Origin of the sequence: Neorhizobium sp. P12A, assembly GCF_008365395.1 — a bacterium.
Taxonomy (GTDB): domain Bacteria; phylum Pseudomonadota; class Alphaproteobacteria; order Rhizobiales; family Rhizobiaceae; genus Rhizobium.
Genome location: NZ_QOVX01000004.1, coordinates 205,036 through 228,320 on the forward strand (window position 1 = coordinate 205,036; position 23,285 = coordinate 228,320).

18 protein-coding genes are annotated in these 23,285 nt (G+C 60.2%); 7 read left to right on the forward strand and 11 right to left on the reverse strand.

The window, feature by feature from the left end; genetic code table 11:
• Nucleotides 1-40: 40 nt before the first annotated feature.
• On the reverse strand, nt 41-697 hold the full coding sequence (locus DTW90_RS15305; protein WP_210251411.1) for a YkgJ family cysteine cluster protein: 657 nt from the start codon (nt 695-697) through the stop codon (nt 41-43).
• A gap of 433 nt (nt 698-1,130) precedes the next feature.
• Between DTW90_RS15305 and DTW90_RS15310 the strand changes: the two genes are divergently transcribed.
• The 5 genes from DTW90_RS15310 to ppx all read left to right on the forward strand — a co-directional run bounded on the left by DTW90_RS15310 (nt 1,131) and on the right by ppx (nt 8,191).
• Nucleotides 1,131-1,844 (forward strand): DNA helicase, encoded by a 714-nt coding sequence (locus tag DTW90_RS15310; protein WP_149339394.1) that lies wholly within the window; start codon nt 1,131-1,133, stop codon nt 1,842-1,844.
• 658 nt (nt 1,845-2,502) lie between these two features.
• Nucleotides 2,503-3,633 carry an AI-2E family transporter gene (locus DTW90_RS15315; protein WP_149339395.1) on the forward strand — a complete coding sequence of 377 codons (1,131 nt, stop codon included), beginning with the start codon at nt 2,503-2,505 and terminating at the stop codon, nt 3,631-3,633.
• A gap of 1 nt (nt 3,634) precedes the next feature.
• Nucleotides 3,635-4,348 carry a DnaA regulatory inactivator HdaA gene (gene hdaA, locus DTW90_RS15320; RefSeq protein WP_149339397.1) on the forward strand — a complete coding sequence of 238 codons (714 nt, stop codon included), beginning with the start codon at nt 3,635-3,637 and terminating at the stop codon, nt 4,346-4,348.
• Between the two features lie 63 nt (nt 4,349-4,411).
• Entirely contained in the window at nt 4,412-6,616 is a 2,205-nt protein-coding gene (locus tag DTW90_RS15325; protein WP_132517076.1) for an RNA degradosome polyphosphate kinase, read from the forward strand.
• A gap of 12 nt (nt 6,617-6,628) precedes the next feature.
• Complete coding sequence (ppx, locus tag DTW90_RS15330; protein ID WP_149339398.1) at nt 6,629-8,191, forward strand: exopolyphosphatase; 1,563 nt, start codon at nt 6,629-6,631, stop codon at nt 8,189-8,191.
• 16 nt (nt 8,192-8,207) lie between these two features.
• On the opposite strand, the gene DTW90_RS15335 is transcribed toward ppx, so the two are convergent.
• From DTW90_RS15335 to DTW90_RS15350, 4 genes are all read right to left on the reverse strand, one after another.
• Nucleotides 8,208-8,738, reverse strand: a complete 531-nt coding sequence (locus tag DTW90_RS15335) for a cytochrome b/b6 domain-containing protein (RefSeq protein WP_132517072.1) — start codon at nt 8,736-8,738, stop codon at nt 8,208-8,210.
• 81 nt (nt 8,739-8,819) lie between these two features.
• Entirely contained in the window at nt 8,820-9,248 is a 429-nt protein-coding gene (locus DTW90_RS15340; protein WP_149339399.1) for a plastocyanin/azurin family copper-binding protein, read from the reverse strand.
• A gap of 169 nt (nt 9,249-9,417) precedes the next feature.
• On the reverse strand, nt 9,418-10,776 hold the full coding sequence (locus DTW90_RS15345) for an esterase-like activity of phytase family protein (protein ID WP_149339401.1): 1,359 nt from the start codon (nt 10,774-10,776) through the stop codon (nt 9,418-9,420).
• A gap of 123 nt (nt 10,777-10,899) precedes the next feature.
• Nucleotides 10,900-11,988 carry an adenylate/guanylate cyclase domain-containing protein gene (locus DTW90_RS15350; protein ID WP_149339402.1) on the reverse strand — a complete coding sequence of 363 codons (1,089 nt, stop codon included), beginning with the start codon at nt 11,986-11,988 and terminating at the stop codon, nt 10,900-10,902.
• A gap of 416 nt (nt 11,989-12,404) precedes the next feature.
• On the opposite strand from DTW90_RS15350, the gene DTW90_RS15355 reads away from it, so the two are divergent.
• On the forward strand, nt 12,405-13,541 hold the full coding sequence (locus DTW90_RS15355) for a transporter substrate-binding domain-containing protein (protein ID WP_149339403.1): 1,137 nt from the start codon (nt 12,405-12,407) through the stop codon (nt 13,539-13,541).
• A gap of 16 nt (nt 13,542-13,557) precedes the next feature.
• On the opposite strand, the gene rnd is transcribed toward DTW90_RS15355, so the two are convergent.
• Both rnd and DTW90_RS15365 read right to left on the reverse strand, forming a co-directional pair.
• Nucleotides 13,558-14,703, reverse strand: coding sequence for a ribonuclease D (rnd, locus tag DTW90_RS15360; protein WP_149339405.1), 1,146 nt, complete (start codon nt 14,701-14,703; stop codon nt 13,558-13,560).
• 85 nt (nt 14,704-14,788) lie between these two features.
• Nucleotides 14,789-16,180: a multicopper oxidase family protein gene (locus tag DTW90_RS15365; protein WP_149339407.1), complete on the reverse strand. Its 1,392-nt coding sequence runs from the start codon at nt 16,178-16,180 to the stop codon at nt 14,789-14,791.
• Nucleotides 16,181-16,444: 264 nt separating this feature from the next.
• On the opposite strand from DTW90_RS15365, the gene aspS reads away from it, so the two are divergent.
• The gene (aspS, locus tag DTW90_RS15370; protein ID WP_132517058.1) at nt 16,445-18,235 is read left to right on the forward strand and encodes an aspartate--tRNA ligase; all 1,791 of its coding nucleotides are present in this window, start codon (nt 16,445-16,447) and stop codon (nt 18,233-18,235) included.
• 128 nt (nt 18,236-18,363) lie between these two features.
• On the opposite strand, the gene DTW90_RS15375 is transcribed toward aspS, so the two are convergent.
• The 4 genes from DTW90_RS15375 to DTW90_RS15390 all read right to left on the reverse strand — a co-directional run bounded on the left by DTW90_RS15375 (nt 18,364) and on the right by DTW90_RS15390 (nt 23,278).
• The gene (locus DTW90_RS15375) at nt 18,364-19,431 is read right to left on the reverse strand and encodes a cyclic nucleotide-gated ion channel (RefSeq protein ID WP_149339408.1); all 1,068 of its coding nucleotides are present in this window, start codon (nt 19,429-19,431) and stop codon (nt 18,364-18,366) included.
• Nucleotides 19,432-19,530: 99 nt separating this feature from the next.
• Nucleotides 19,531-20,526, reverse strand: a complete 996-nt coding sequence (locus tag DTW90_RS15380) for a lipid A biosynthesis lauroyl acyltransferase (protein WP_149339410.1) — start codon at nt 20,524-20,526, stop codon at nt 19,531-19,533.
• An 8-nt stretch (nt 20,527-20,534) separates the two neighbouring features.
• Nucleotides 20,535-21,950 (reverse strand): cytochrome P450, encoded by a 1,416-nt coding sequence (locus DTW90_RS15385; RefSeq protein ID WP_149339411.1) that lies wholly within the window; start codon nt 21,948-21,950, stop codon nt 20,535-20,537.
• A gap of 134 nt (nt 21,951-22,084) precedes the next feature.
• A complete protein-coding gene (locus DTW90_RS15390) occupies nt 22,085-23,278 on the reverse strand; it encodes a hypothetical protein (protein WP_149339413.1) in 1,194 nt (397 codons plus the stop codon).
• Between the last annotated feature and the right edge of the window lie 7 nt (nt 23,279-23,285).

Sequence of the window (23,285 nt, forward strand, 5' to 3'; positions counted from 1 at the left end):
AGGGGCGTATTTTCCCCGTTCCCGGCAGTTCGAAAATATCTCAGTCAGGCAAAATCTCGAGCAGTGCCGCCGAAAGACCTTTCTGTTGCGCAGACAGGCCCCGCAGGCGCGCAGCCTGTTGGAGTGCGCTGGTTGCCTCGACATAAACGCGGAATTGCGCCGGGTTCTGCGTGATCGTCGTCACCGCGCTTTCGGGATCGAAGACCATCGAGCGACACGCGGCTGCGGATTTCGAGGTGAAGGCGCGGCAGGTCAGCGGCCGTACTTCATAGATCGTACAGAGCCCATCAGACCCGAGCAGCGGACAGCGATGCACAAGTGTCGAGGGATCGGCGAGACCCGCTGCCGCATCCGCCGCTTTCTGCAATTCGCCCCGCAGCTTCAAAAGGGCTTCCGGCTCCAACCGCTCCGTCAGATAGGCGGCGATCGCCTCGGCAATGCCCGGCGGGATCATGACATAGAGGTGGCAGCAGGCATCGCAGCCGGCGCGACAGGCACGCGCGGGCTGGTTGGGATAATGCTCCATGATGGCGCCGGCGGCGGCATCCGCCATGTCCATGACGGCACGCGCGCCGTCGCCGAGATCGGCGGCCCGCGAAAGCGCTTCCATCATCGCCGCGCGCAGAGAAACGTAGACCCCGTCATAGCGCTCGGCGGCCAACCGCGTCAGTTCGCCGACAGCGGCGATATCATGCATTATTCTGTCCGTGGCCGTCGTGCTCATCGCATGGTCTCTGCGAGGAGAGGTAGACGGGCGGCGTTGTGGGCAGGAGGGATATGCATGTCCAGGGGCGGGGCTCTCGTTATGATCGGAGGTAACCTGAAGCGACGCTGGCCAACCTTCCGCTTGCGGTCGTCGTCCATTCATGCCGGCTTGTCAACGTGCGTTCCGGGCGGAAGACAGGTTGAAAAGAGAGTGTCCAGCCAGCTCGATTTTTTCAACTCCATCAGTTGCGCGGATGTTCCACGAACCTGGTTTCAGCTATCATCTGATTCTGGCGCTGCCCACGCCTCCCCCCTCCGTCCGGGAAAGTATCATTCATGCAGGGCTGGTCGATCTCCAAACCGACTGTTCGAGCACAATGCATAAGGAGGGGTTGCGATCATGGCTCGCAATAGGAGGTTTCTGGATGAAACTGTCTGCGCCTATCTATCATTTGAAGCGAAAAGCAAAACTCCTGTCCCGTGACGAAAAAATCCCGCTGCATGAGGCGCTTGAGCGCATTGCGGCCAAGGAAGGATTCGCAGGCTGGAGCCTATTGGTCTCGAAAGCATCGGAGACAGCACCGGCCGGCAAGCTGTTTCCGCGGCTTGCGCCGGGCGATCTGGTGCTGGTCGGCGCCCGGCCGGGGCACGGCAAAACCCTGCTGAGCCTCGAACTGGCGGTGGAAGCCATGAAGGCCGGCCACCGCAGCGCCTTCTTCTCCCTTGATTACACAAAGGGAGATGTCCTCAGCCGATTCAACGCGATCGGGGTCGACCCGGCGCGTTTTGCCGATCGCTTCTTGTTCGATGATTCCGATGCGGTCAGCGCCGGCTACATGATGGAGCAATTGGCCTTGGCGCCCCGCGGCATGCTGGTCGCCGTGGATTATCTACAGCTGCTCGATCAGAGGCGCGAAAATCCTGAATTGATGGTTCAGGTTTGCGCGCTGAAATCCTTTGCTCGGGAGAGGGGACTGATCATGGTCTTCATTTCCCAGATCGACCGTTCCTATGATCCGTCGAAAAAACCATGCCCCGATATGGACGACGTCCGGTTGCCGAACCCGGTGGATCTGACCTTGTTCAACAAGACGTGCTTCCTGAACGACGGCGAAGTTCGGTTCAGCGCTGCAGCCTGACCATCTCCCGAACTTGGCCTTGATCTGACACCGCGAAGGGTACGGAGAAGGCTTTCCGTTCCCTTCGCACATTCCTCTCATGTCGGGCTCACCGGCTTTGACCGGCTGCTGTTGGCTCAAACAGGAATGACAGGGCTCGCCTATCCGCGGCTTGAACGGATTGCGTGGGGACGCGCAACGAGCCCTGCGCCGCGAGAGTGCGGCTGACCCATCATTGCGGATGGCCACGGCTTTGGTAGGGAAACTTTTGGGAAGCCTGGTCACCTTTAAGAGGTATCGGGCCGTACTCAATCGCCAAAGCCGCCGCCGGTGTTCAAATTTTTATGGCGCGGCTTCTGCGGTGCGTTCTCGACGAATACTTCAAACTGCGCATCGAACGATCAGCGCGGCAACTGAGCAAGAGAAATAGCCCGCTTTCGAGGATGGGGAGGGAGCCGCCGAGACTTTGGCAGGAGGTGCGGCGTCGCGGAATCTCGGCGGCTACCTGGTCCCCCAGGTAAAGCAAATCTTACGCTCGATCAGCATGGTAGCAACTCGGCCATTCGACGTAGCTGACCACCCCCAAGTCCTGTAGCTGACGGCGCGTAAACTCGCTTGACCATAATAAAGGCGCCATCCTATGTGCTTAACCTCGGCTGAACGGCAATCGGGGAAGATGATGGAACATAAGGTCAGCGGTTCGGGCCTAAAGCAGCAGGTTGTCTTCTGGCTGCTGGTGCTCGCCGCCTTTATCGTTTTTCTCTATCTTTTCAGCTCGATCCTGCTGCCCTTCATCGCCGGCATGGCGGTTGCCTATTTCCTCGATCCGGTGGCGGACCGCCTGCAAAAGCTCGGTCTCAGCCGCATGATGGCAACGGTCGTGATCCTGATCGCCTTTATCCTGATCTTCGCGCTGGCACTCACCATCTTCATTCCGATCATCGTCAGCCAGTTCAATGATTTCGTGCAGCATGTGCCCGAATATGTGCGGCAGCTGCAGCAATTCGTCGAACACGCGCAGACTTCTTTCCTGCCGCCATGGATCCGCAGCCAGGCCGGTGCGTTGAAGGACAATTTCTCAAATCTCATGTCGGAGGGCCTCAGCTTCATTGCCGGCCTGTTTGCGCAGATCTGGAGTTCGGGCAAGGCGCTGGTCAACATCATCTCGCTGTTGATCGTGACCCCTGTCGTTGCCTTTTATATGCTGCTCGACTGGGACCGCATGATTGCCAAAGTAGACGCCTGGATTCCGCGCGACCATGTGGCGACCGTCCGTCAGATCGCCAGCGAAGTCGATCAGGCGATCGCCGGCTTTATTCGCGGCCAAGGTTCGCTCTGCATAATCCTCGGCGTCTACTATGGCGTCGGCCTGTCGCTTGTCGGTCTCAATTTCGGCCTGCTGATCGGCCTCTTCGCCGGTATGATCAGCTTCATCCCCTATGTCGGCTCGATGGTCGGCCTCGTTCTGGCGTTGAGCGTCGCGCTGGTGCAGTTCTGGCCGGAATATCTCTGGGTCGGCCTCGTGCTCGTTGTCTTCTTCACCGGCCAGTTCCTGGAAGGCAACGTGCTGCAGCCGAAGCTGGTGGGCGAAAGCGTCGGACTGCATCCTGTCTGGCTGATGTTTGCCCTCTTTGCCTTCGGCGCGCTCTTTGGTTTCGTCGGCCTTCTGGTGGCGGTGCCGGCAGCGGCTGCCTGTGGCGTCCTTGTCCGGTTTGCCATTTCGCGTTACCTTGAAAGCGACCTTTATCACGGACGCACGCCCGAAGAGCCCGTCCAGAGGACGAAGGCTCGCAATCCCGAGACTAAATAATATGAACGATCCGAAGAGCGCTGGATCAAGGTGGAAGGGCGCCGAGCAGCTTCCCCTGGCCTTTACCCACGATCCCGCGAGCGGCAGGGACGACCTGCTGATCTCCGATCCCCTGAGTGCGGCTGTGACAATCGTCGATTCCTGGCCCAGTTGGCCGTCGCCGGTCGTCATCCTGACCGGCCCGGTTGGCTCAGGAAAGTCGCATCTGGCCAGCATCTGGCGTCAAAGAAGCGGCGCTTTGGACATTCGTCCGAACGCCGGCTCTGGTGCTGCCGTCGTTGCCGCCAACAGTCCCGTCATTTTCGAGGATGTGGACCGGCAGGGTTTCGACGACACCGAGCTTTTCCACGTCATCAACAGCGTGCGGGAGAATGGTACGAGCCTGATGATGACCAGCCGTCTCTGGCCGATGTCGTGGACGGTGACATTGCCCGATCTCCGTTCGCGGCTGAAGGCTGCGACCGTCGTCGAGATCGGCGAACCGGACGAGGACCTGCTGGCGCAGGTCATCGTCAAGCTCTTTGCGGATCGCCAGCTTTACATCGATGACAAACTTGTACTTTACATTGTCAACAGGATGGAACGGTCCCTGAATGCCGCGCAGACCATCGTCGAGCGGCTCGATCGGCTGGCCTTGGCGCGCGGCACGAGAATTACGCGGCTGCTGGCCGCTGAAGTATTGAATGAATTGGGAAATTCCGGCTCCTCGGATTGACTGTCACAGTTCCGTCGTCAAACTGTAATAGGTCGCTGAGAAGCTAATGGAGGTGGGTGAAATATGGACTCGACAGTCGCGGAACATCAGGACTCCAATGCTCTGGCGCCAGAGGTTCAGCCCTCGGTCAGCGAGCTTTTCAACAGTCCGCAGCGTTTCATCAACCGGGAATTCTCCTGGCTGCAGTTCAATCGTCGCGTGCTCGAGGAAACGCTGAACACGGCGCACCCGCTCCTGGAGCGCATCCGTTTCCTATCGATATCGGCCGCCAACCTCGACGAATTCTTCATGGTGCGCGTCGCCGGCCTCGAAGGCCAGGTCCGCCAGAAGATCGTCGTTCGCAGCCCCGACGGCAAGACGCCGGCCGAACAGCTCGACGACATCCTCCGCGAGATCGACAATCTGCAGATGGAGCAGCAGGCATCGCTGGCCGTTCTGCAGCAATATCTTGCCAAGGAAGACATCCTGATCGTCCGTCCGGCCGCGCTGTCGGAGACCGATCGCCAGTGGCTGGCCGGCGAGTTCGACGCCGCGATCTTCCCGGTGCTGACGCCGCTCTCCATCGACCCGGCGCACCCGTTCCCCTTCATCCCCAATCTCGGCTTCTCGATCGCCCTGCAGCTCACCAGCATGAACGGCCGTGAGCCGATGACGGCGCTCTTGCGCCTGCCGCCGGCGCTTGACCGTTTCATCCGCCTGCCTGATTCAACCAACGTCATTCGCTACATCACGCTGGAAGACGTAGTGAACATCTTCATCCACCGGCTCTATCCCGGCTATGAAGTGAAGGGTTCAGGTACTTTCCGCATCATCCGAGACAGCGATATCGAAGTCGAGGAAGAGGCTGAAGATCTCGTTCGGTTCTTCGAGACCGCGCTGAAGCGCCGCCGCCGCGGTTCTGTCATCCGCATCGAAACTGATTCCGAAATGCCGGCCTCGCTGCGCCATTTCGTCGTTGCCGCACTCGGCGTTCCGGATAATCGCGTGGCCGTTCTCCCTGGCCTCCTGGCACTCAACACCCTCTCGGAAATCGCCAAGGCGCCGCGCGACGACCTGCGCTTCGAACCCTACAATGCGCGATTTCCCGAACGTGTCCGCGAGCACGCCGGCGACTGCCTCGCCGCCATTCGCGAAAAGGATATGGTCGTCCATCATCCATATGAATCGTTCGACGTGGTGGTTCAGTTTTTGCTCCAAGCTGCGCGCGATCCTGACGTTCTGGCGATAAAGCAGACCCTGTACCGCACCTCCAACGACAGCCCGATCGTGCGCGCCCTGATCGACGCTGCCGACCTCGGCAAATCGGTGACGGCGCTGGTCGAGCTGAAGGCTCGCTTCGACGAAGAAGCTAACATCCGCTGGGCGCGGGATCTGGAGCGAGCCGGCGTGCAGGTCGTCTTCGGCTTCATCGAGCTCAAGACACACGCCAAGATGTCGATGGTCGTGCGCCGCGAAGAGGGCAAGCTGCGAACTTATTGCCACCTAGGTACCGGCAACTACCATCCGGTCACGGCAAAGATCTACACCGACCTGTCCTACTTCACTTGCGATCCGAAGATCGCCCATGATATGGCGAATATCTTCAACTTCATCACCGGCTATGGCGAGCCGGAAGAGAAGGGCATGAAGATCGCCGTTTCGCCCTATACGCTGCGCGCGCGCATCCTGAAGCACATCGAGCAGGAAATCGAGCACGCCGGGAACGGTGCGCCGGCCGCGATCTGGATGAAGATGAATTCGCTGGTCGACCCGGATATCATCGACGCGCTCTATCGCGCCAGCCAGGCCGGCGTCGAGATCGATCTTGTCGTGCGCGGCATCTGCTGCCTGCGCCCGCAAGTGCCTGGCCTGTCGGAGCATATCCGCGTCAAATCGATCATCGGACGCTTCCTCGAACACAGCCGCATCTTCTGCTTCGGCAATGGTTACGGCCTGCCGTCCGACAAGGCGCTGGTCTATATCGGCTCGGCCGATATGATGCCTCGAAACCTCGATCGGCGCGTCGAAACGCTCGTTCCGCTGACGAATCCGACTGTGCATGAGCAGGTTTTGTCCCAGATCATGCTCGGCAACATCATTGACAACCAGCAAAGCTACGAGATATTGCCCGACGGTACATCCAGGCGCATGGAGGTGCGCAAGGGAGAGGAACCGTTCAACGCGCAGCAGTATTTCATGACCAATCCGAGCCTTTCGGGGCGCGGCGAGGCCTTGAAATCCAGCGCGCCGAAACTCATCGCCGGCCTGCTTTCAGGCCGCAAGCTATAAAACTGGAACTGCATGGTTGAATCCGAAGCCCAGGGGCGTCTTCCCGGTGTCGCCCCTGTCTCCGTCGTCGACATCGGCTCGAACTCTGTCCGTCTCGTTGTTTACGAGGGCCATTCGCGCTCGCCGACGATCCTGTTCAACGAAAAGGTCCTGTGTGGTCTCGGCAAGGGGATCGCGCTGACGGGCAAGATGGACGAGGACAGCGTCGCACGCGCGCTCGGCGCCCTGCATCGCTTCAAGGCGCTCTCCGACCAGGCGCGGTCTGCCACCATGTACGTGCTGGCGACAGCCGCTGCCCGCGAGGCGAGCAATGGGCCGGACTTCATCCACAAGGCCGAAACGATCCTTCAACGCAAGGTTCGTGTTCTGTCGGGCGAAGAGGAAGCCCTGTTCTCCGCGCTCGGCATTGTCAGCGGCTTTTTCAATGCCGACGGCATCGCCGGCGACCTGGGCGGCGGATCCCTGGAACTCATCGACATCAAGGGAAAGCAGATCGGCCAGGGTATCACCCTGCCGCTCGGCGGTTTGCGGCTGTCGGAATATGCCGGCGGTTCCATCAGCAAGGCTCACAGTTTTGCCCGCAAGCACGTCAAGACCGCAAAACTGCTGGCAAAGGGCGAGGGCCGGACTTTCTACGCCGTGGGCGGCACATGGCGAAACATCGCCAAGCTGCACATGGAAATCCGCAAGTACCCGCTGCACATGATGCAGGGCTACGAAGTGCCGCTCGACGAGATGCTGCGCTTTCTCGAACTGGTCGAGCAGGCAAAGGACAGCAAGGAGCCGGCCTTCCAGTCGGTCTCGAAGCACCGGCGTGCGCTGCTTCCCTTCGGCGCCGTCGCAATGAGGGAAGTGCTGACGGCCATGAAGCCGTCAGTAGTCTCCTTCTCGGCGCAAGGCGTGCGCGAAGGCTATCTCTATTCGCTCTTGAGCGAGGCAGAACGCGCCAGTGATCCGCTTCTGTCCGCAGCCGCCGAGCTTGCTATATTGCGCGCCCGCTCGCCGGAGCATGCGAGAGAGCTGGCGGATTGGACCGGCCGGATGATGCCCTTCTTCGGCATCACCGAAACCGAAGAGGAAAGCCGTTATCGTCAGGCCGCGTGCCTTCTGGCAGATATCAGCTGGCGCGCGCATCCTGACTACCGCGGGCTGCAGGCGCTGAATATCATCGCCCATACGTCCTTCGTTGGCATCACCCATGCCGGCCGCGCCTTCATTGCGCTTGCGAACTACTATCGCTTCGAGGGACTGAGCGATGACAGCGCCACCGGACCGCTAGCGACGATCGCAACTCCGCAGTTGATCGAGCGGGCCAAGCTGCTTGGCGGGCTCCTGCGGGTCGTTTACCTGTTCTCCGCCTCGATGCCCGGCGTCGTCCGCAACCTGACCTTCCAGCGTTCGGCGAACCCGGATATCGACCTCGAATTCGTCGTGCCGCCGGAATATCACGATTTCGCCGGAGAGCGCATCGAGGGCCGCCTGCAGCAACTCGCCAAGCTCACCAACCGCCGGCTCACCTTCAAGTTCCAGCAGCCGGAGGAAGAAGGCTCGTTCTCGGCCATGTCGGACGCCTGACGGGACGCCGCCCGCTTCAACCGATCGTCATGCGACGCAAGACGTTGGTCTTCCAGTAGAACTGGTGGACCAATGCGCCGAGAACATGGGTACCGATGACCGCCCAAAGAATGACCTTCAGGACATCGGCATGAATATTGCCGGCGCTGTTATAGCCGAGATAGTAGGCCGCCATGCCCGTCAGCGGCATGGCGATCAGCAGCAGATAGAGGATGGCGTGGGCAAGCTTTGAGGCGAAGGTAAAGATCGCCGGCTCTTCTGCCGGGGCGTCCGGCACGCCCGATTTGTGGCGAAGCAGAAGACGGACAATCACCAGAAGCAGGATTCCGATGCCGACATAGGCATGAATATTGGCGCCTGCGACCTGATCGGCCGTTGCCGTGCCTGTGTGCCTGATGGCGCGCTTCCATTCGTTCATGCCATCTGGCAGCAACAGATTGAACAGGACGAGCGCGGCTGTGAGCCAGTGCAGAATACGCTGCGGGATGGAGAAGGATTCCAAAGTGATGGCTCCTATGATCTGATTGATGCCGATCGACAGCGGCATTTGCGTTCGACGGGTCGAGTAGTCCGCCGCCGTTGATCCAGGGCTCGCATTGGATCGCGAGCCCTGGCCTGAGTGGTCTCGCTATTCCGTAACCGTCAGCTTCGCGTGCATGCCGGCCTCGTAATGGCCTTTGATGTTGCAGAGCAGGAGATATGAACCAGGCACAAGCTTGGCCTTCATTTGGCCATCTGCGCCCGGCTTCAAATCAGAAACCTCGCCGATGCTCTTCAACTGCTTCTCGTCGACGCGATGCTTGGTATTGATGAACGGGATGTTTTGGTCGGAAGACTTCAGCTTCACAAGAACCATCTCATGATTTTCAGTCATAGCGTCGTTGTGGACGAGAAATATCGTATCCCCGGCTTTGACGGTCGACTGATCGAGCGTCAGCGTCATCGGTCCGCCGCCTTCGCCTCCCTCCATCACCTTGATGGTGCCGGCCGCCCACGTTGGTGCGGCGAGGGAAAGAATGGTGAATGTAGCCAGAACATAATGCGATAATTTCATCATTTAATCGGCCTTTCTGCCAGCTTCAGCCCGGGTCGGAGATAGTTGTTTCTCCTGACAGGTGACTGAATGCTTCCGAAAGCGCCTGCATTCTATGATGGTCTTCAGGTCGGGATCACGCCGGAGGCGCCGTTCCGCAATAACTGCAGAATGGCGCCTCCGCTTATGGGACCTACTTCGCGTTCAGGAATTCACCGACTTCGAGGATGCTGAACTCGTTGTCGTCAGCCTTGTCGAGGGCACGGCCTGCGGAATAGGGCAGGTTGTTGTCGTTGCCGACGATGATGTGGGTCGCGTCGATGCGGTCGACATTCTCGATAGTCACGAAAGGCATGTCGTAGAAGCCTTCGCCGCCGCCCTGGCGACGCTTGTGGTCAGGATCGCTGATGTGCATCAGGTCGATATAGCCGATCTTGCGCACTGCCTTGCCGACATTGGCGTCGGTCATTTCGATCTTGTAGATCTTCTTGTGCTTGGCAGGCGTCGCAAAGCAATCCGGCTTCGGGTTCTTCGGATCCGGGCAGGCCTTGTCGGCGGTGCCTTCGCCATTGTCGCGCTCGATGACGAGGGCGGTCGTGTCGTCCATCATGTTGAAATCGCCGATGGATTCGCCGAGATCGCTGAAGGGGTAGAACCAGGTGCGGCCGGTCCAGGCCTTGGAGGCGATATCGAATTCGATGATGCGCAGCGCGGTGTGGCCGTCAGCCTGTTCCAGCGTGCCGTCGTCCTTGACGAGCGCGCCTTCGAGCAGGCCGTAGAGCTTTTTACGGTCCTTGGACATGGCAAGGCCTTCGAAGCCGCCGGAACGACGCAGGTTGAAGGCAGGCATCTTGCCGGTGGGGCTGCCGGGCAGGCTGAGGATGGCATTGTCGGGCGACATGACGGGCTTGCTGTCGACCGTGGTCGAAATGACGTCGGTCAGATGGCCTTCGCTATCGACCTTCAGGAGGTAGGGTCCGAATTCGTCGCCGATCCAGAAACCGTCGGCGACCGGCTGGATGGATTCGATGTCGAAATCGGCACCGGTCAGATAACGCTTCTCGGCGCCTTCGAGAACGATCGGGAAGGGAGCCTTCTTGTTCGGATCCGACAGGAAGACGTTCTTGACGATCTCGACCGTGCCCTTGTCCCAATCGAACTTGATGTTGTGCAGGAAGAGCGCGGAGTCGCTGGAGTTGGCCTTGGAGCCGAAACCGTTGTCCGTCAGCGTCCAGAACGTGCCGTCAGGCATGGTCTTGATGCCGGAAAAACCTTGGACGGCCTGGCCGGCGAAGGGCAGGGAAAGGCCGGTCGGCCGATTGCCGTCCATGCCGGGAATCGTGCCGAGGGCTTCGGTACGCTTGCGGTCCGGTGTCGTGAACTTGCCCGAGGTCTTGAGGAATTCCGGCGCATCTGCCGGTGCGGGAACGATCGTGTTGGCCGGCAGGATGGCCTGCGAGGTCAATGTCGCGGGAAAGGCTTTCTCTTCGGCGGAGGCCGAAGCAGCAATCAGCATGAAGAGCGCCGTGGAGGCAAAAAGGAATTTGGACATCGTGTCACCTGTGTATGAGGAATGATGAACGTTCCTCGCTTAACAGGCGAGTAGTGTCGGCCGATTAACGCTTAGGTGAAGCTTGAGTGACTGTTGGTAAGGCCTACGAAGCGTCGATCAACCTCAGGCTGGGGCGGTTCTGACCGATGAGCGGAAACGCTCGTTTCGGCCAAGGGGAGCGACACTGGTCTCTTCGCCGAGACCTCGCAACGCCACTACGCCAACGGTCTGGTCCCGGCCTTTGACGGCATGTTCGCCCAAGTCCTCGGCAAGCACGTTGCCGGGAAGCGTCATCCGCCGGGCAAGATCTGTCGACATCAGGATGCGCTTGTCCAGCACCTTGCAAAGGCTCTCGAGCCGCGCTGCGGTGTTCACCGTGTCGCCGAAATAGGTGATCTTGTGGTGGTCGACGCCGATTTCCGCGGTGATGATCGGGCCGCCATGCAGCGAGGCGCGAAGCTGCGGCACGCGCCCGTATGTCTGAAGCCACATGGCCTCATGTGTTTTGATATCGTCAAATATGTCGAAGATGCAGCGGACGCAGCGGGCGTCCTTTACGCCGCGTGCCATTGGCCAGGTAATGATAGCCGCGTCGCCGACATAGTCGTCGATGGCGCCTTTGTGGCGCCGAACCGATCTTGCAAAATCCGAAAACAGCGATGCCAGATATTGCTGTGCCCTGATATCCCCGAATTCCTCCGCGAAGGATGTCGATCCGACGAGATCGACGAAAAGGAAAACGCGCTCCTCCGCAACCGGCTTGCGATAACGGGCCGTCAGCAGGCTGAGGAAAATATCGCGGCCGAGAAGCTCGCGGACCCTGAGCACCAGAATGAGAATGGCAGTCATCGTCAGCGCGTAGATGAGCACCCTTGCGGGCAACATCGTAACCTCCGACCAGGTCGCTGACATCAGCCCGACGGATTTCAAAACCGTTCCGGCAGCGGCAAAGCCGACACTGATCAGGATGAAATCCAGAACGAGGGCGACGATGACGTAGACCGGCGTCGGCAGCCGGTGCATCCAGTGGTAAAGGCGCGGCAGAATGGCGCCGCGCTCGAAGGCGACCAGCGGCATGCCGCAGAAGAGGGCGTATACGACGGCGATGGCAGGATGAGCCGGTCCTGCGAATATGAAATTATAGGCAAACCCCGTTGCCGCGATGAAGACCGCAATGAAAACCCAGCTGAATGCTGATGGTACTCTACCCATGCTGTCCGATCCCTTGGCCGACCGATCCCGGTCCGCCTGCCAATTCTATCCTTGCCATCGTGATGCAATCGTCAAGTGGCGAGCATATGGCGGAACCGGGCCGTCTTTCGGGTATCATATAGTGAATGCTCTCGGACACATCCAAGGGGCAGGGGGCGCGCCAAACCCTGAAACCCGAATTGCCGTGTCGACAGCACGATGCACTGCCGAGTTGCGACATGGACATACGCGGAGTAGAGTTAATCGTAACCACAAGGAAGACGTGTTGTGAAAACGATATGCTCCGCTCTACCGGCAATCGGATTTATCAGCTTCTCCCCTCTATCCGCTCATATAACTTCTGACAGGCAACCTGTCTTTCCGGTCGTCTCGGCGTGGCCGTCGACTATCATGTCAACGAAGGTCGCGGGCGCCAAATGAGCGGGCGTCGGCGGCCATTGCTGTCGTGCCCGGCCCTCCTGCCATTCTTTCTCGTCGCAATCGCGCTCGCGACGCCGGCCCTCGGTCAAGGAAAGACGCCATCAGATCCCGGAGGCGCGGAAAACTTCCCAAATCGCGAACTCGTCATCGGCACCAAACAGGCTCCTCCCTTTGCGATGAAAGGTCCCGACGGAACGTGGACCGGCATTTCCATCGATCTCTGGACGCAGGTTGCCCAAACACTCGGCGTCAAGTTCAGGCTCGTAGAGGAACCCACCGTACAGAGCCTCGTCGAGGCAACCACGCGTGGAGACTACGACCTGTCGGTCGCGGCAATCACCGTGACGGCCGAGCGTGCGCGAATGGTCGATTTCTCGCAGCCCTTCTACGACACGGGTCTCGGCATCGCCGTCCCGGCAGATAGCGTTTCCGTGTGGCATGAGATCATCCGCACGATGACGTCTTTCGGGTTTCTGCAGGCGGCCGGCGCATTGATCGGCATTTCGCTTCTGGTGGGCGCGCTGATCTGGCTCTTCGAGCGTCGTCACAATGAACATTTTGGCGGGACTGCAGCCAAGGGTCTGGGCGCGAGCATCTGGTGGTCGGCCGAAGCGATGACCCAGGCAAGCACCGGCCATCGGGCTCCGGTGACGATCGCCGGGCGGGCGCTTGCGATTATCTGGATGGTCGTGTCCATCATCACCATCGCTGTTTTCACCGCCAGCGTTACCTCGGCCCTGACGACACGGCAGATCCGGGGGCTTGTCAACGGCGTCGAAGATTTGCCGACCGTACGGGTTGGCGCGCTGGCGGGATCGGCGACAACAGGGTTTCTTGACGCGGAGCGCATCAAGCATCGCGATTTCAACACCGTGCGGGATGGGCTGAGAGCGCTGACATCAGGAGCGCTCGACGCCTTCGTCTATGACAAGCCGCTGCTCGCCTGGACGGTGGAGCAGCAGTTTTCAGGCAGCGTGCGTGTGCTCGACGGCGTCTTCGAGCCTCAGAGCTATGCCATGGCGATGCCGCTGAACAGCAACTACCGCCGCACGATCGACGTCGCGATCCTTCAGGCCATCCATGACGAAAAATGGAAGCAGACTCTGTTCCGCTATTTCGGCGAAAAGGAGTAACTGCTCCCTGTAGCCCTCAGAGACTGACGGTTTCAACCTTCTTGCCGACGAAGCGCAGCGCCACCTGTCCCTGGATCAGTTGCAATGCCGTTTCGCCGAAAAGATCGCGCCGCCAACCGTGCAGAGCCGCGACTTCGGCGCTTTCGCCTTCCGCCGCGATCTTGTCGAGATCCTCGCTGTTGGCGATAACCTTCGGCGCGACGCCATGCTTCTCCGCCGTGAGCTTCAGCAGCACCTTCAGGAGTTCGGCCGCTGCCGCGGTTCCCTCGGGCGCCTGCGTGTGGCGCGGCACATGCGGCATGTCAGCCTTGGGCAGCGCAAGCGCCTCGTTGATCGCTTCCAGCACGGCATTGCCTGCGGCGGACCGTTCCCAGCCCTTGGGGATCGTGCGCAGGCGACTCAGCGCCTCGCTGTCCTTCGGCTGCTGCTGGGCAATCTCATAGATTGCATCGTCCTTGAGCACGCGTGAACGGGGAACGTTGCGGTTGCGCGCCTCGCGCTCACGCCATGCGGCGACATATTTCAGCACCGCCAGCTCCTGCGGCTTGCGCAGCCGCATCTTCAGCCGCTGCCAGGCATCGTCGGGATGCATATCATAGGTCTCGCGCGATTCCAGGATCGCCATTTCCTCGGCAAGCCAGGAAGAGCGGCCTTCGCGGTCGAGCTGCGCCTGCAGCGCCAGATAGACGTCGCGCAGATGCGTGACGTCGGCCAGCGCATAGTCGAGCTGCTTTTCCGAAAGCGGCCGGCGGCTCCAGTCCGTGAAACGCGACGACTTGTCGATATTAACGTTCTTGATGCGGCTGACGAGTTGATCGTAGGAGACGCTGTCGCCGAAACCGCAGACCATGGCCGCGACCTGCGTGTCGAATATTGGATGCGGGATGAGATTGCCGCGATTGAAGATGATTTCAATGTCCTGCCGGGCAGCATGAAATACCTTCAGCACCGAAGAATTGCCCATCAACTCGAAGAAGGGCGCAAGATCAAGGCCCGGGGCGAGGGGGTCTACGAGAACTTCGGTGGTCGGGCTTGCCATCTGGATGAGGCAAAGCACGGGCCAGAAAGTGGTCTCGCGAAGGAACTCGGTATCGATGGTAATGAATTCTGACTTGGCCAGCTCTTTGCAGGCCGCCTCCAATTCGGCGGTAGTTTCGATCATCTCAACACATTCATCGGAAAACAGTTCGATTAACCTTCCTTCCTCTTTCGGTCCGATATGTCAATATGAAGCAAGCCTCATCTGGCTAAACGACGCGCAGATAGCTCGTCATACCAGTTTTTTGGTGCTCAATGATGTGACAATGCAGCAGCCAGTCGCCCGGATTGTCGGCAACGAAGCTCAGCTGCACCTTTTCGTTCGGCTCGATCAGATAGGTGTCCGACACCAGGGGCATCACCTGCTTGGTATTGGAAGAGACGGTCGTGAAGCTCATTCCGTGCAGGTGAATGGGGTGCAGATGCGGCGTCAGGTTTTCCATGTCGATGACATAGCTTTTGCCCAACTTGAGCTCGGCGAGCGGCGCCGTCGGATCGGGCGTATCGCCTTGCCAGGCCACCTTGTTGATCGCCCAGAACGTATAGCCGAGCGAGCCGCAGATGCTGTCGCTCGGACCCTTGTCGGCCGAGGCGCTGAGCTGCAGCGGAATGTGCTCGGCGGATGAAAGATCGGCCTTGGCGACGGGATTGGCGTCGAGCGGTCCGAGATCGCGCACGTCGCGCTTCAGCGAATTGCCGACGGCGCGGAAGGTGGCGAGCACGGCCGGGTTGGTGCTGTGGATGTCGCTGAGCGAGACAATGGCGCCCTCGTCGTCGGGCATGCGGATGGCAAGCTCCAGCCGCTCGCCCGGCCCGAGATCGAGCGTATCGAGCGTGAAGCGCTCGGGCACCGGATTGCCGTCGATGGCGATGACCGTTCCGGCCGCACCGTCGAGCTTGAAGGAATAGATGCGCGTGACATCGGTAATCGCCAGCCGCAGTCGCAGGAGGCCACCGGCCGGTGCGTCATATTGCGGCTGCTGCTGCCAGTTGGCGGAGCGCACTGTGCCGAATGTGCCGGCACGGGCGGCGTCGCGAGGCTTGAACTGCTGGATGAACTGCCCGTCACCGCCGAGGCGCCAGTCGCGCAGATTGAGAACGATCTCGGCGTCGAAGACCGGATCTTTCGGATTCTCCACCACGATCACGCCGGTCATGCCGTGCCCCATCTGCGTCATCGTGTTGCAATGCGGATGATACCAGAAGGTGCCGGCATCAGGCGGCGTGAAGGCGTAGTCGAACGCGTCGTTCAGATAGACGTAGGGCTGGGTGAGGAAGGGCACGCCGTCCATCTTGTTTGGAATGCGCAACCCATGCCAGTGGATCGTCGTCGGGTCGTCGATGCCGTTGATGAGGCGCGCGGCAAAGGGTTCGCCCTTCTTCATTCTGATAACGGGCGGCATGCCGTGTTCGCCCCAGGTCAGCATGTTTTTCGTGGGGCCGACATCCATGATCTTGGCCTCGGTCTTCTGCGTCTTGAGCACCATGGGTTCGGGCGCCGCTTGCGCTGCGGTAAACCTGCCCGCAAGCCCGAGGCCAACACCATAGGCGCCGGCGACGGCGGAAGCTTTCAGCAGGTTGCGGCGGGTGAGAATGGGCATTGGGCGCTCCGGCAGTCAGGAATTCGCCCCTGTTTAAAGTTGAGCAGAACTTTCAGCAATAGCCCCGGGGCCGCCAAACTGCCGCATTCCAGGCCGTTGTCGTATTTGTGAAGCGGAAAGCCCAAAGGCGACTTACGGTGCGCAACCGCGTTCAAGCCTTGACAAATCAGGCGGGTCATGCGCTTTTCCGCCGGATTTTATCGTCGGCAGGCGAGGTGCTTTTATGCGCTTTCGCCACCGGCCGCCAAGCCCAGGATTGATACTATGCATCGCTATCGCAGCCACACATGCGCCGCCCTGCGCAAGTCCGACGTCGGTTCGACCGTCCGCATCTCCGGCTGGGTCCATCGCGTCCGAGATCATGGCGGCGTGCTGTTCATCGATCTTCGTGATCACTACGGCATCACCCAGATCGTCGCCGATCCCGATAGCCCGGCCTTCAAGGCGGCCGAGACCGTCCGCGGCGAGTGGGTCATCCGCATCGACGGCCTGGTCAAGGCCCGCACCGAAGACACCGTCAACAAGACGATGCCGACGGGCGAGATCGAGCTCTACGCCCAGGAAATCGAGGTTCTCTCGGCTGCCAAGGAATTGCCGCTCCCCGTCTTCGGCGAGCCGGACTATCCGGAAGATGTTCGTCTCAAGTATCGCTTCCTCGACCTGCGCCGCGAGACGCTGCACAAGAACATCGTCAAGCGCACGCAGGTGATCTCGGCCATGCGCCGCGAGATGGGCTCTGCCGGCTTCACGGAATATACGACGCCGATCCTGACGGCGTCCTCGCCGGAAGGCGCGCGCGACTTCCTCGTGCCGTCGCGCATCCACCCCGGCAATTTCTATGCCCTGCCGCAGGCGCCGCAGCAGTACAAGCAGCTGTTGATGGTCGCCGGCTTCGACCGCTATTTCCAGATCGCGCCGTGCTTTCGCGACGAAGACCCGCGCGCCGACCGCCTGCCGGGCGAATTCTACCAGCTCGACCTCGAAATGAGCTTCGTGACCCAGGAAGACGTCTGGAACACGATGGGTCCGCTGATGACTTCGGTCTTCGAAGAATTCGCCGACGGCAAGCCGGTCACCAAGGAATGGCCGCGCATCCCCTATGACGAGGCGATCCGCAAGTACGGCTCCGACAAGCCCGATCTGCGCAACCCGATCGTCATGGAAGGCGTGACCGAGCATTTCGCCGGTTCCGGCTTCAAGGTGTTTGCGGGCATGATCGCCTCCAACCCGAAGGTCGAAATCTGGGCGATCCCGGCCAAGACCGGCGGCTCCCGCGCATTCTGCGACCGCATGAACGCCTGGGCGCAGTCGACCGGCCAGCCCGGCCTCGGCTATATCTTCTGGAAGGAAGAGGACGGCAAGATCGCCGGCTCCGGCCCGCTCGCCAAGAACATCGGCGAAGAGCGCACCGAGGCGATCCGCACGCAGCTCGGCCTTGAGGCTGGCGATGCCTGCTTCTTCGTCGCCGGCGAGCCGGCCAAGTTCTACAAGTTCGCAGGCGAAGCCCGCACACGCGCCGGCGAGGAACTGAACCTCGTCGACCGCGACCGTTTCGAGCTGTGCTGGATCGTCGACTTCCCGTTCTTCGAATGGCTGGAGGACGAGAAGAAGATCGACTTCGCGCATAACCCCTTCTCGATGCCGCAGGGTGGCCTTGAGGCGCTGCAGAACCAGGATCCGCTGACGATCAAGGCGTTCCAGTACGACGCTGTCTGCAACGGCTTCGAAATCGCCTCGGGCTCGATCCGTAACCAGCTTCCCGAAGTCATGGTCAAGGCCTTTGAGCTGACCGGCAAGTCGGCGCAGGAAGTGGAAGAACAGTTCGGTGGCCTCTACCGCGCCTTCCAGTACGGCGCGCCTCCGCACGGCGGCGCTGCCTTCGGTATCGATCGTATCGTCATGCTGCTCGTCGGCGCCAAGAACCTGCGCGAAATCTCGCTGTTCCCGATGAACCAGCAGGCACAGGACCTCTTGATGGGCGCCCCGACGCCGGCAACCCCGACGCAGCTGCGCGAACTGGCGATCCGCCCGATCCCGCCGGTCAAGAAGGATTGAGCTAGCCTCAGGGGCGCGGCCCAAGGCCGATATTCTGAAATGCTGAACCGCCCGCAATGAACTTTGCGGGCGGTTTTTCATGCCGGATTTTACGGACTTCTTTCAGTTTTGCTGAACGCCGCAAGGCTTCAAGACTTCGGCGTTGCCCCACGCCGCTCGAGTGCGGTCCTGCGGATGGTGTCGGCGATATCGGGGTTGCTGCTCGACAATATCTGGAAATCCACGGAGAAGAGCGAGAGCAGCGACACTTCGCTGACGGCGCTGACCGTAGCAGAGCGTGGCTCTCCCGTTATCAAGGCCATCTCGCCGAAAAAGCTGCCGGCCCCAAGCTCTACGGGGTTCGGTGTGGCGACGCTGACGCGGCCCTCGACAATGAAATACATCTGGTCGCCGCTTTCGCCCTGGCGGCAGATGATCGTGCCTGCTGGCACGATGCGAGGCCTCAGCGCCCGCACGATCTCGACGAGTGCGGCCGAACCGAGCGTCTGGAACAGCGGCACCGCCGCAACCAGCTGCCAGTTCCGCACGAAATCCTGGCGCCGGACCTCTTCGTAAAAGCCGGTGGCCAGCAGGCCGGCCCAGAGGCCAAATATGCCGATGCCGCTCATCATGACCAGTCCGGCAAGCACGCGTCCGGCAATGGTTCGGGGGATCTCGTCGCCATAGCCTGTTGTCGACAGCGTCACCACTGCCCACCACATCGCTTTGGGTATGCTGCCGAACTGATCGGGCTGAACGTCGCGCTCAAGGACATAGGCCGCGACCGCCGCACCAAAGAGAACGATGCCGAAGATCGTGGTGACACCGATGAGATTGTGCGCTTCGTTCTTCACGACCCTGCCAAGCAGCCGGAAAAAAATCGAATCGCGCAACGGTTTCAGCAGCCAGACGGCGCAATAAAGGCTCTGATCACCCCCGCTGACGAACAGGAATGCGGCGAGAGGAACCAGGACGGCAAGCACGTCGATCACGATGACGGGCATTCCGGCTTCAGCGCCTTTTGCCCGCGGTACGACCATTGCCTGGATCAGTTGCAGGACAAAGATCGCCCACACGACGACGAGCAAAACCCGCAGATCAAGCCTGGTTTGCCCATCCATGTCAGGCACGGTGAGTGCTGCGACCGTCAAAAGCCCGACTGCCGCCACCGCTCCATAGAACCACATCGAGAATTTCGAGAGCGGCCGTGACAACATTCAATACTCCCAGAGCAGTCAAAACCTTCCGACAATAGAATGCCTTCGGGCGGGGTGCAAAGAGGTCCTGCGCCTTCTGCATCAACACCGCGATCGACGTCAGGACTTGTGGCGGTCCGGCATGCGATTGTCGATGAAATACCATTGCTCGGCATGGCTCCTGACGATCGGCTCGATGACGGAATTCAAAAGCAGTACGTCATCGACCAGCCGATCGCCGGGCTTCTCCTCCGGCGGCAACTTAAAGGGCTCAAGCGCGTGGAACGAAAAGTTCACGCCATGATCGCGCTCGAGATAGACGGGGTAAATGAGGGCATCCGTCTTTCTGGCCATGCGCGCGATCAAGGCGTAGTTCCCTTCGAGGTGCAGCGGGTTGCCGAAGAAGGGCGCACGCATACGCCCGTTGAAACCCTCGTCGCAAAAGATAAGCAGATTGCCGTTCTCTTCGAGAACGCGCAGGGCGGGACGCACGGAATGTCTGCCTGGCTTCAGGAGGCAAAGGCCTCCGCCCTTGCGTACACGGTTGACGATCCAGTGGCGGGCGCGGCGTTTTGGCGGATCGTAGTTCAGCGTGACGACAAGCCCCAGGTTGACGAGGCAGTGTGTCAGAACCTCCCAATTGCTGATATGCGCTGCGATCAAGATCACCGGCCTCTGTTCGCAGCGTTCGGCGAATCTCTCCGTGCCATGAAAACGGATGCCGCATGCGTTGCGTGCCAGCCGGTCGACAACGGAATATTCCGTCATCTGCCGCCCCTGGGATTCGGCATAGGCAAGGAGCAGGGCCTCGATCTGAGCTTCGGTCGCGTCTGGCCGCAACGCCTTCAAATTCTCCTTCGCGCGCGATTGCTGAGCCTTGTGCCAGCGGGGAACGGAGAACCGGCCGAGAAAGGCACCAAGATCCGAGCAGTCGCGCGCCGGCAACAGCTTCAGGGCGAAGAACATTGCTATATCGAAAACATTGTCGATGTTGTCGTGCAGCCAGTATTTCAGGAAAAGCCTTCGCCGCTCTCCGCCGGCGCGAAAATCGGCGAATGGCGGCGCGACAGGGGACTCATAAGTCCAAGCCTTCCGTTTTCTGAGATGCTCAGTCATGTCTCGGCTCAACGTCGGTGGATGGTTGCCGGCAGGCCGCCTTTGGGGCGCAGCGTGAGACGGCATTGCGGCTCGACCTTGTGCCCCTCAGGAATGCGCACGCGAAAACGTTGCGCGAGTATTGCCAGGCACAGGATCGCCTCTGTCAGGCCGAACTGCAGTCCGGGGCAGACGCGCGGCCCAGCGGCAAAGGGAATATAGCTGTATGGCGTCGGGCCATCGCCGCTCATGAAGCGTTCTGGCCGGAACTCATGCGGGTTAGGGAAAAGCGATTCCGTGCGGTGCAGTATCCATGGAACGATCAGCACCAACGCCGCCGGCTTGACGTCAACTCCGCCGACCGTGTCGGCATCCGTCGCCTGCCGCGCCAGGATCGGCACGGGCGGATAGAGGCGCAGCGTCTCCTCGATCACGGCGCGACACCGGTCGAGACGAGGCACGTCATCTATGGTTGGTACATTGCTGCCGCAGACGCTTTCGATTTCCGCATGCACTGCCTCTTCCACCCACGCGGCCTTTGAGAGCAGATACCAGGCCCAGGTCAGGGTTGCTGCAGTCGTCTCATGGCCGGCCATGAAGATCGTTGCCGCTTCGTTGCGCAACGCAACGACATCCAGTTTCAGCTCCGGATTGCGCTGCTGGCGGCGGATCAGCAAATCAAGCATGGAGGTGTTATCGCCGTTGCCGGCCAGATGATCCTCGATCACCTTGTCTATGATGCGATGGATGCGTTTGACCGAGCGCCGCAACGTCGGCGTTTTCAGGACAGGCAGGCCTTCGTCAAAGCCGAGGAAATAGCCGATATTGATCGAATCAATCAGCGATTGATAGCTGCTGAAACCTTCCGTGACGCCATTGGCGCCGTCTTCGCCCAGCTGGTTGCCGAAAATGCTGCGGGAAATGATTTCAGCCGTCAGTCCCGCCATTTCATGGAGCGCGTTGACACTCGCGCCATCCCCCAGTGCATGCCAGCGCCCGACAAGTTCGCTCGTCGTGTTCTGCATGACCGGGCCGAAGGCTGGCACCCGGTTTTTGTGGACGATGTCGGAGACGAGGGGACGGCGCTGTTTCCACGTTTCCTTATCGGAGATGAACAGGCCGTCGCCTAAGAGGTGTTCGAGTGCTCGGCGCATCTGCGGCGTCTTGCGCTCGAAATTCTGGTGCCGTTTGGCGACGACATAGCGGATCGCCTCAGGTGAGTTAACGACGACAAGCTGCCGGCCCAAGAGTTTGAAATCGGTGATCTTTTCCACATAGTCGCCGCGCCGCCATATGGAAAGAAAGTCACTTCGTGCCTGCAACAGAAGCTGGATCGGCTGGCCTGGCTTTCCGTTATAATATGCAGAATGGGCAGGTTCGAAAAATCGGCGGCCGGTGTCGAGACTTTCGACGATCTCCGTCTTGCGATCGAGCCATGAAAGCATCGTGTGCTGATAACCGCCTGTAATAAGTGAAAAATATCGAAGTTGAACTTTGCCGTGCACTATAGCGATTTAACGGAGATGGAAAAGGCCCGGCAGCTTGGCCGCCGGGCCTTTCAGCAGGAAAACCAGTGCGATCAGTTGTTTGCCGAGACCTTGAGGCCAATGACCTTCGGAATGGTGTTCGGGGCGCCCATCGCAGCGCCGACGATCATCGGCAGCGGCACCGGCTTGTCCGGAGCAGCGCTGACCGTCAGGCTCTTCGGGCTGTCGAGATAGGTATTGACGGCTGCGGTCACGGCATTCTGCAGCTCGGGAATGTTGAGCTGCGCCAGCATGATCGGGGTCAGGCCCTTCAGCGTGTTGGCCATCTGCTCCCCTGTCACACCCTGCTGCTTGCCGGCATAGTCGAGCGCGCGCTTCGTGATCGAGGCATCGTCGAAGCGGATCTGGGCGCTGTTCAGCGTCAGCTGCTGCATCAGGCCGAGCATGGCAAGACCCATGGCTTGCTGCGCCTCTTCCTTGTTCGGATTGGCTTCCGAAGCCTTGATGGCATCCTGGATCGATTTGATGAAGTCCAGCGTATAGCCGGAGATGCTCAGCGCGATATCGAGCTTGCCGATATCCTTGAAGTCGAAGGCATATTGCTTGACGTTGATCGTGCCCGGGCCGAGATCCCAGTTGCCGTTGACGCTGATATTGCCGTTGAGATGCTGCAGGTTCATGTCTTCGATGACCTGCTTGCTCTTCGGATCGTCGACCTTGGAAAGGTCTGCCATAAGGCCCGTCACGCCGGCATCGAAATCGAAGCCGGATTTATCGCCGCGCGGATTGAGGTGGGCATTGATTTCCTTGATGGCAAAGACCTGCGATCCGTCCTTGGTGACCGTCGCTGCACCCATATGGGCGGTCTGATAGAGCAGCAGGGAGTCCAGCCCGCCCTTCGTTGAATCGGCCGGAACGTTGACGCCGCCAAGCTTCATGTCGGTAACGCTGATGCTGACGCCATCATCGGTGACGGCCGTATCGGCAAAGCTCACCTGGTCGATGTGGTAGCCACCATCGCTCTGCTCGGCGACGCCGGTCATCGTCACATTCCCGAGCGCGATGCCTTTATCGGGCGTAGCGGCAGGCTTGATCGTCGCGCCCTTGAGCGTGACAGTGGTGCCTTCGACATCGACGCCATCAGCTGCAAGCGTGCTGCCCTGCAGAGTGCTTGCAGCATTGATCTTCTTCAGAAGATCGACGCCATCAAGCGCAAAAGCGGAGCTTGCGAACGACAGGATCGCGGCGCTCGACAGCATCAGCCGTGTTGTCCGGTAAAAATTCATGATGGCG

Coding starts and splice junctions, on each gene's coding strand:
- DTW90_RS15315 (WP_149339395.1), top strand. CDS start 2,503: ATGGAACATAAGGTCAGCGGTTCGGGCCTAAAGCAGCAGGTTGTCTTC.
- DTW90_RS15350 (WP_149339402.1), bottom strand. CDS start 11,988: ATGGGTAGAGTACCATCAGCATTCAGCTGGGTTTTCATTGCGGTCTTC.
- DTW90_RS15340 (WP_149339399.1), bottom strand. CDS start 9,248: ATGATGAAATTATCGCATTATGTTCTGGCTACATTCACCATTCTTTCC.
- DTW90_RS15390 (WP_149339413.1), bottom strand. CDS start 23,278: ATGAATTTTTACCGGACAACACGGCTGATGCTGTCGAGCGCCGCGATC.
- ppx (WP_149339398.1), top strand. CDS start 6,629: ATGGTTGAATCCGAAGCCCAGGGGCGTCTTCCCGGTGTCGCCCCTGTC.
- DTW90_RS15375 (WP_149339408.1), bottom strand. CDS start 19,431: ATGTTGTCACGGCCGCTCTCGAAATTCTCGATGTGGTTCTATGGAGCG.
- DTW90_RS15345 (WP_149339401.1), bottom strand. CDS start 10,776: ATGTCCAAATTCCTTTTTGCCTCCACGGCGCTCTTCATGCTGATTGCT.
- DTW90_RS15310 (WP_149339394.1), top strand. CDS start 1,131: ATGAAACTGTCTGCGCCTATCTATCATTTGAAGCGAAAAGCAAAACTC.
- DTW90_RS15355 (WP_149339403.1), top strand. CDS start 12,405: ATGAGCGGGCGTCGGCGGCCATTGCTGTCGTGCCCGGCCCTCCTGCCA.
- aspS (WP_132517058.1), top strand. CDS start 16,445: ATGCATCGCTATCGCAGCCACACATGCGCCGCCCTGCGCAAGTCCGAC.
- DTW90_RS15325 (WP_132517076.1), top strand. CDS start 4,412: ATGGACTCGACAGTCGCGGAACATCAGGACTCCAATGCTCTGGCGCCA.
- rnd (WP_149339405.1), bottom strand. CDS start 14,703: ATGATCGAAACTACCGCCGAATTGGAGGCGGCCTGCAAAGAGCTGGCC.
- DTW90_RS15365 (WP_149339407.1), bottom strand. CDS start 16,180: ATGCCCATTCTCACCCGCCGCAACCTGCTGAAAGCTTCCGCCGTCGCC.
- hdaA (WP_149339397.1), top strand. CDS start 3,635: ATGAACGATCCGAAGAGCGCTGGATCAAGGTGGAAGGGCGCCGAGCAG.
- DTW90_RS15305 (WP_210251411.1), bottom strand. CDS start 697: ATGCATGATATCGCCGCTGTCGGCGAACTGACGCGGTTGGCCGCCGAG.
- DTW90_RS15335 (WP_132517072.1), bottom strand. CDS start 8,738: ATGCCGCTGTCGATCGGCATCAATCAGATCATAGGAGCCATCACTTTG.
- DTW90_RS15380 (WP_149339410.1), bottom strand. CDS start 20,526: ATGACTGAGCATCTCAGAAAACGGAAGGCTTGGACTTATGAGTCCCCT.
- DTW90_RS15385 (WP_149339411.1), bottom strand. CDS start 21,950: ATGCTTTCATGGCTCGATCGCAAGACGGAGATCGTCGAAAGTCTCGAC.